At 54.8% G+C, this 7,660-nt stretch carries 7 protein-coding genes and 1 pseudogene; 2 read left to right on the top strand and 6 right to left on the bottom strand.

Going from position 1 to position 7,660, the window contains the following annotated elements; genetic code table 11:
* The 4 genes from AQS70_RS06120 to AQS70_RS06100 all read right to left on the bottom strand — a co-directional run.
* On the bottom strand, positions 1–932 hold a 932-nt coding region (locus AQS70_RS06120; protein WP_187331784.1), incomplete at its 3' end, for an efflux RND transporter permease subunit.
* Positions 929–2,230, bottom strand: coding sequence for an MdtA/MuxA family multidrug efflux RND transporter periplasmic adaptor subunit (locus AQS70_RS06115; RefSeq protein WP_055102007.1), 1,302 nt, complete (start codon positions 2,228–2,230; stop codon positions 929–931). The genes AQS70_RS06120 and AQS70_RS06115, both read right to left, overlap by 4 nt.
* A gap of 358 nt (positions 2,231–2,588) precedes the next feature.
* Positions 2,589–3,089: a thiol peroxidase gene (gene tpx, locus AQS70_RS06105; protein WP_055102005.1), complete on the bottom strand. Its 501-nt coding sequence runs from the start codon at positions 3,087–3,089 to the stop codon at positions 2,589–2,591.
* A 158-nt stretch (positions 3,090–3,247) separates the two neighbouring features.
* Entirely contained in the window at positions 3,248–3,916 is a 669-nt protein-coding gene (locus AQS70_RS06100; RefSeq protein WP_055102004.1) for a DUF3313 domain-containing protein, read from the bottom strand.
* Between the two features lie 209 nt (positions 3,917–4,125).
* Between AQS70_RS06100 and tal the strand changes: the two genes are divergently transcribed.
* Positions 4,126–5,049: a transaldolase gene (gene tal, locus AQS70_RS06095; RefSeq protein ID WP_055102003.1), complete on the top strand. Its 924-nt coding sequence runs from the start codon at positions 4,126–4,128 to the stop codon at positions 5,047–5,049.
* Positions 5,050–5,142: 93 nt separating this feature from the next.
* Here the strand turns inward: tal and AQS70_RS06090 are convergent, their stop codons facing one another.
* Positions 5,143–6,420 (bottom strand): serine/threonine transporter, encoded by a 1,278-nt coding sequence (locus AQS70_RS06090; protein ID WP_055102002.1) that lies wholly within the window; start codon positions 6,418–6,420, stop codon positions 5,143–5,145.
* A gap of 227 nt (positions 6,421–6,647) precedes the next feature.
* Here AQS70_RS06090 and AQS70_RS06085 point away from each other — a divergent pair, with 227 nt between their 5' ends.
* Positions 6,648–7,187, top strand: coding sequence for a DUF4946 domain-containing protein (locus AQS70_RS06085; protein WP_055102001.1), 540 nt, complete (start codon positions 6,648–6,650; stop codon positions 7,185–7,187).
* A gap of 118 nt (positions 7,188–7,305) precedes the next feature.
* On the opposite strand, the pseudogene AQS70_RS23740 reads toward AQS70_RS06085, so the two are convergent.
* A pseudogene (locus AQS70_RS23740) lies at positions 7,306–7,660 on the bottom strand (zinc-binding alcohol dehydrogenase family protein); the annotation flags it as partial.

Raw genomic sequence — 7,660 nt, 5'->3', positions numbered from 1 at the left:
AGGTTGTCAGTTATGCTCGGCAACAACGCCTTGATCCGGTCCACCACTTCAATCACGTTGGCGCCGGGTTGGCGCTGAATGTTCAGCAGCACGGCCTGGTTTTCATTAGCCCACGCCGCGAGGCGCTCGTTCTCGGCACCGTCGACAATCTCGGCAACATCTTTGAGTCGCAACGGCGCGCCGTTGTTGTAAGCCAGAATCAGCTCGGCGTATTCCTGCGGCGTTTTCAACTGGTCGTTAGCGTCCAGCATCGACACTCGGGTCGGGCCGTCAAAGTTACCCTTGGGCTGGTTGACGTTAGAGGCGCCGACCAAGCTGCGCACATCCGACAGGTTCAAACCATTGGCGGCCAGCGCTTCGGGGTTAACTTTGATGCGCACCGCTTGGCGCTGACCGCCCGCGATACTGACCATGCCGACACCACTGATCTGGGCAATTTTTTGCGCCATGCGCGTGTCGACCAAGTTATTGAGCTTGGGCAACAGCATGGTTTTAGACGTGATCGCCAGCGTCAGCACCGGGGTGTCGGCCGGGTTGACTTTGTTGTACACCGGCGGCGCAGGTAGATCATTGGGCAATAGGTTGGAAGCAGCGTTAATAGCCGCCTGCACCTGCTGTTCAGCAACATCCATGTTCATGTCTAGATTAAAGCGCAGGGTTAATACCGAAGCGCCGCCCGAACTGGTCGAGGCCATTTGCGTCAGACCCGGCATCTGCCCGAACTGGCGCTCAAGCGGTGCGGTGACGGCACTGGTCATGACATCCGGGCTGGCGCCCGGGTACAGCGTCATCACGCGGATCGTCGGATAGTCGACTTGCGGCAAGGCCGACACCGGCAGCAAGCGATACGCGATGATCCCGGACAACACGATAGCGATCATGCAGAGCGTGGTTGCGACCGGGCGCAGGATAAATAACCGCGACAGATTCATTCGTGAGCCTTGCCCTTGCCCATACCCTTGGCTTTACCTGCGTTTGTAGGGCTGTTGGCGTCCGCACTGCCTTGCAGTTGGGTCGCAGGCGATATCGGCACTTCACTGCTGTCATTTACAACTTCTACGGCGCTGCCTTCACGCAGACGATCAGTCCCCTCAAGTACCACACGATCAGTGGGCTGCAAGCCTTGCTCAATGACAGTCAACTCACCATCGGTGGCGCCCACCTTGATGCTGCGGATGCTGACCTTGTTATCACCGTCCATGGCATAGACGAACGAGCCATTGGTGCCGTACTGGAGCGCGGCGGTTGGTGCCAAAATCACGTCTTTGAGGGTGTCAGCCAGCAAGCGCACGTTGACGAACTGGTTGGGGAACAGCGCCTGATCGCGGTTCTCAAACAGTGCCTTGAACTTCAAGGTGCCGGTGGTGACATCAATCTGGTTATCAATACTGCTCAACACACCTTTGGCCAGCTCTTTTGTGTCACCTCGGTCCCACGCCTGTACCGGTAAGCTGGCGCCGCTGCGATAGCGCTCCAAGACCAATGACAGGTTGTTTTCTGGCAGCGTAAAGCTGACCACAATGGGTTCGGTCTGGGTGATAACCACCAGCGCAGTGGTGTCATTGGCAGCCACCAAGTTGCCAACGTCCAGTTGGCGCAACCCCACACGGCCGCTGATCGGCGCACGGATCTTAGTGAACTCAAGATTGAGCTTGGCATCATTGACGGCCGCCTGATTGGTCTTGACCGTCCCTAAATATTGGCCGACCAAGGCTTCGGCGGTATCCAAGGTTTGCTTGGCGATGCTGTCCTCGGCGTACAGACCACGATAACGCTGCACATCGACCTGAGCATTTTTGAGCTGGGCCTGATTCTGCAACAGCGTGCCTTCGGCTTGCAGCAGCGCATTTTGATAGCTGCGTGGATCAATCTCAGCCAGCAACTCGCCTGCTTTTACAGTCTGCCCTTCTTTGAAATACACCTTAACCAACTCGCCTGCCACACGGCTGCGCACGTTGATTGTGTTCAGTGCAGTCACTGTACCCAACGCTTTGTAATAAATCGGAAAGTTACCGCGCGTCACGTGTGCAACCAGAACGGGGACCGGCAGCGTAGAGCCACCAAAGCCAGGACGCACCGCCCCTGAGCGTGCGGCTTGCTGCGAAGACTGCGCATTCGGGGCTTTTTTGGCAGATGAGGGCCATAGCCACCAGCTCACGCCAACGACAATCAGCAAAACCAGCAGGCCAACCAGCCAACGACGAGATGTGTGAGAAACAGAGGATTGCATTGAGTGATCAACCAATGGGGCGCGAGCGCTTAATTTCAGGAGCCTGAAAGATAAGCAGTGCAGACGGTTATGAAAAGGCTCTTTACCGGCTATTTACGTTATGAGCGCGACAAAGCCCTGCTTTACCTTCATTACAAGAGACTGCACACACTTAAAGCACTTTATTTTTAATGCTAAATCCAGCATCTCATGCTTCAAACGTATGCCAGCCCTGACACGTGCTGTGCCGCGCCAAGTGTCTAGCACCTGTGTGACATTATGTGTGGCGTAGGGGCAGGCGCTGCTGACGTGAATAATCGCGGCCATAAAAAAACGGCCTGGCAGTGAATGCCAGACCGTTTTTGAAACGCGCAGTGACTTACTTCAGAACAGCCAGTGCTGCTTCGTAGTTAGGCTCTTCAGCGATTTCGCTGACCAGCTCGCTGTGCAGGACGTTGTCGTTCTCGTCCAAGACAACCACTGCACGAGCAGTCAGACCTTTGAGCGGGCCATCAGCGATTGCTACGCCGTAGTTCTTGATGAACTCAACACCGCGCAGAGTCGACAGGTTTTGTACGTTTTCAAGACCTTCTGCACCGCAGAAACGCGCTTGAGCGAACGGCAGGTCAGCCGAAATGCACAGCACAACTGTGTTCGCGACTTCGTTGGCCTGTGCGTTGAACTTACGAACAGATGTCGCGCAGGTTGGGGTGTCAACGCTTGGGAAGATATTCAACACTTTGCGTTTACCGGCAAAGTCAGCCAGCGTTACATCGGACAAATTACCCGCAACCAGCGAGAACGCTGGCGCCTTGGAACCTACTGCTGGCAGCACGCCGTCGACTTGAACAGGGTTACCTTTAAGCGTCACTTGAGCCATGAACGATGTCCTTTTTAACTGTTTTTGAAGAGGCCGAAGTTAAACACGAATCTGCCTCACGACCTATGCCCAGCATGAAAAATGTCATGCCGGGTGTAACCAAGATCGCGACCTCGACCCCCTCCTCGCTGCGCCTGTAAGCAAGCATTGGCAGCAGGTTATTTTTTGAGTTTCAGATACGACTGATGCATATCTGAGGCCCAGCCATCAATCACCGCTTTCACGTCATCGGGCTTGAGCACTTGACTGTCGTTGCTCAACGGTTTGCCAGTACCTTTGCGTACGACTTGAGCGATTACTGCCTGACTTTCTCCATCAATAAATACGGCCTCGGTTGCCAATTCGGTTTCTTGATCACGAATCCCCGACGCCGTACTAACCGCAGCGGCAACCAACGCGACAGGGATGTATTCGTAAGGCGCCAAGCCCTTGGTCTGGCTACTGACGGCGGTAATCGCTGGCCGCACCACAATCACCCCAGGGCCTGGAGCGCTGGCCAGAGGCAACGACTTGCTTATTTCACGTTTAAGCGCTTGATCGTAATAGTCGGTAACCCCGGTCAAAGTGCTTTGTGGGATTTTGTCGGTGGGTTTGGGGGCTGGGTATAACTGGCTGGGCTCGATATAAACGCTGGTGTAGTGACTGACCTTGAGTGTGGGGTCTACCCAGCGCATCACCTCAGCACCTGAGGGTGAGTGGGCTTCTTTAACTCGGCTGTAGTCTTTTAAAAAACCAGAATATTCATCCGGTTGTTGAACCTTACTGGCACAACCGAGCAGCGTTAGTGAAGCAAGACATAGCGCACCCATTGTTAACCCAGCTTTCATAATGAAACTCCTGTTTGAAACACCACCGTTAGCACATGAGTTGTAGGTATAGCTAATCCGTGAGCGTTTGCTTTCTAAAGATTAAATCGTGCGATTGGTTGCACAACCCCCTTGTTCGACGGCATTCTGCCACCCACTGATTCACGAACTTTTGATCCACGACAGACTCCATCTGTACAGCCATTAATACCTTTGAGACAGAGACGCTCATGACTTCCAAGCTGGAACAACTCAAGCAGTTCACCACCGTGGTCGCAGACACTGGCGACCTCGACGCCATCACCCGCCTCAAGCCTGTTGATGCCACCACCAACCCTTCGTTGCTGCTAAAGGCCGCTGCCTTACCGGGTTACGCCGAACTGCTCAAAGACGCTATTGCTCACGCAAAAGGGGATGTTGGCTTGGCCTGCGACCATTTCGCGGTGTCGGTGGGTAGCGGTATCTTGAAGGTGATTCCTGGGCGTATTTCGACCGAAGTCGATGCACGTTTGTCCTTCGACGAAGCCGCGCTGCTGGAAAAAGCTAATCAGTTGATCGAGCTGTATGACAAAGCCGGCGTAGGCCGTGATCGCGTGCTGATCAAGTTGGCTTCAACCTGGGAAGGCATCCGTGCTGCCGAGAAGCTGGAAAAGGCTGGCATCCAAACCAACCTGACGCTGCTGTTCTCGTTTGCTCAGGCTGCCGCTTGTGCCGATGCTGGAGTGTTTTTGATCTCGCCGTTTGTAGGCCGTATCTATGACTGGTACAAAAAGTCCACTGGCACTGACTACACCGGCGCAGATGATCCCGGCGTGCAGTCAGTCACTCGCATCTATAACTACTACAAGAGCAACGACTTCAACACCGTGGTCATGGGCGCCAGCTTCCGCAATATCAACCAGATCGAGCAGTTGGCCGGCTGTGATCGCTTGACCATCAGCCCTGATCTTCTAGAGAAACTGGCTCAAGACGACGGCAAGCTGGAGCGCAAACTCAGCCCAGGTCAAGCTGGCGAACCGCGCCTGACGCTGAACGAAGCGCAGTTCCGCTGGGCCTCCAACGAAGATGCGATGGCCACTGAAAAGCTGGCAGAAGGCATCCGCCAATTCGCTCGTGACCAAGAGAAACTTGAAGCGTTGCTGTCGGGTAAGTAATTGCCAACGCTGCAACGTCCTGTAGGAACAACCATTAGACGCTCAATGACTCGCGATCTTTTGTGCCTGTAAAAGATCGCGAGGCAACCGGCATCAAGGGATCAGCGAATAGACCAGCGACGAAATCGCGATCAGGCCGATCAACGTGACAAACACGTTGGAGATGACCCCCGAATACTGACGCATGCTTGGCACGCGGCGTATCGCATACATCGGCATCAGGAACAGAATGGCGGCAATCACTGGGCCACCAATGCTTTCGATCATCCGCAGAATGCTTGGGTTTAGGGTCGCGACGGCCCAGCACACCAGCAACATAAAGCCCGCACTCAGACGTTCCAGCGTTTTACTGGCTGGACGCTTGCCGGTTTTCAAAATCAGACCTTTTAGGCCCTCATTGGCGCCGATGTAATGGCCGAGGAACGACTTGGCAATCGCCACAAACGCAATCAGCGGTGCGGCAAAGGCAATGGTCGGGTTGCTGAAGTGGTTGGCCAAGTAGGACAAAATCGACAGGTTTTGCGCTTTGGCTTCGGCCAGCTGTGTGGGTGACAACGTCAGTACACAACTGAAGACGAAGAACAGCACCATCACCACCATCAGCAAGTGTGCGCGCGACAGAATCTGCGAACTGCGCTCCTCAGCGTTGGCTCCATAACGGCGCTTTTGGTCAACCGCAAAGGCCGAAATGATGGGCGAGTGGTTAAACGAGAACACCATCACCGGGATCGCCAGCCACAATGTATGCAGCAACGCCGAAGGTTCAGGCAGCGTACTGGCGGTGGTGAGAATTCCGCCGTTCCAGTGCGGGATCAAAAACACCGCCAAAAACAGCAACGCCACAATAAACGGGTAGACCATCATGCTCATGGCTTTGACGATCACTTGCTCGCCGCAACGCACCACCGCCAACAGCCCGAGAATCAGTACCAGCGACAAAATAGCCCGTGGTGGCGGGGTCATGTGCAACTGGTTGAGCATAAAACTGCCCACCGTGTTGGTCAGCGCCACGCTATAGATGAGCAGGATCGGAAATATCGCCAAAAAGTACAGCAGCGTGATCAACGCGCCGGCCGTCAGCCCAAAATGTTCTTCAACCACATCGGTAATGTCTGAACCTTCACGCCCGGACAGAACGAAACGGGTCAAGCCGCGATGCGCGTAAAAAGTCATCGGAAAGGCCAACAGCGCGAGGATCAGCAGCGGCCAAAAGCCGCCAATGCCTGCGTTAATCGGCAAAAACAAAGTACCTGCACCAACGGCTGTGCCAAACAGACCCAGCATCCAGGTAGTGTCATGGCGGTTCCAGCGACTGAGGGTCGCGGGTGTCGCGTCAAAGCGTTCATCGACGCTTTTGGCCTGGTCATTCATCCGGTCAAATCTCCGCTAGCCGGTCGTTACCACACGGCCAGGGCGGACAAGATGCACCTTACTGACCACGCCCTAGCCATAAGAGGGGCGCGATTGTCCGGGATTAGACATAAGAAGCAAAGGTTTAGCTGAGGAATGGTGAAAATGATAGTCCACACTAAAGCAAGGCTTTGACACCTGTTGATACACTAAAACCTTTCAAAAACCGCGCTCAAGAGTCGTTGCCCATGACTGTTCGTCACCGTTACACCGCATTTGCCGGACTGCTGCTCGCCCTGTCGCTGCCTGCGGCGAACGCCGAGAGTTTAATGATCACTTGGCCCGGTGGTTGGGAAGTCCAGGCCGTGGCGCCAGAGACCGACAGCAACATCCAGCGCCAACGAGCCGTTAAAAACGACGCTAACGGTGACCCGCAGATGGTCATGGAGCTGACCCATTCCACCTTAGCGCCTGAGCATCAGGTCAATATGGAAGCGGTTTTGCTGGAAATGCGTAAAACCTTGCAGAAAAACTTCGCCCAAGGTGGGTATCAAAGTGCCTGTAACAAAATACACGCCAGCACACTGGGCGGTCTGAAAGCCTTGGAAACCACTTGCAAAATCACTCAAAACGGCAACCACGTCATCACCCAAACCTTAGTGGCGGCCACTCAGCGCCAAAGCGCTTATGCCCTCTCCTACGCCGGCCCTGCGCAGGGGTACAAAGCTAACGAGCCTGAAGTACAAGGGATTCGGGCCAGCTTACGGCTTGGCCACACTTTGCCTTAGAAACGATGCTTAAAGATCGCGAGCAAGCTCGCCCTACAGGTCTGTGCACCACATCACCATCAGCATGTAGGAGCTCGCTCGCGATCTTTTGATCTTGAAAAGCCGTCGGTTAGCGCGCTTATGGAATCAGCACCACTTTGCTGCTACCCCCAGCATCGACGGCAGCATAACTGGCCAATCCATCAACCAGCGGGACGGCTTCGACATCACTTGGCAATGGCAACAAACCTTGGTCGAAAAATTGTCCAAACTGATCGAGCATGCGCGCGCACTCGGTGCTGTTGTAAAGCAAGCTGTTGACGCCAATTAATGTGCCGCCCTTGCGGTACAACGCCAAAGCAGGCAGTTGCACGTGACCGTCCAGTGGCGCGGCAATAATGGCCAGTCGGCCAAACACAGCCAGCGCCGGTACAGCCGCTGGCAACCAGTGACCCGTGGTGTCAACTATCACCTCAGCGCCCTCTGCAAAAACG

It is taken from the genome of Pseudomonas endophytica (assembly GCF_001411475.1).
GTDB classification, from domain to species: domain Bacteria; phylum Pseudomonadota; class Gammaproteobacteria; order Pseudomonadales; family Pseudomonadaceae; genus Aquipseudomonas; species Aquipseudomonas endophytica.
Note: the sequence above shows the minus strand (reverse complement) of the source record. Positions and strands in the feature narration are given on the sequence as shown.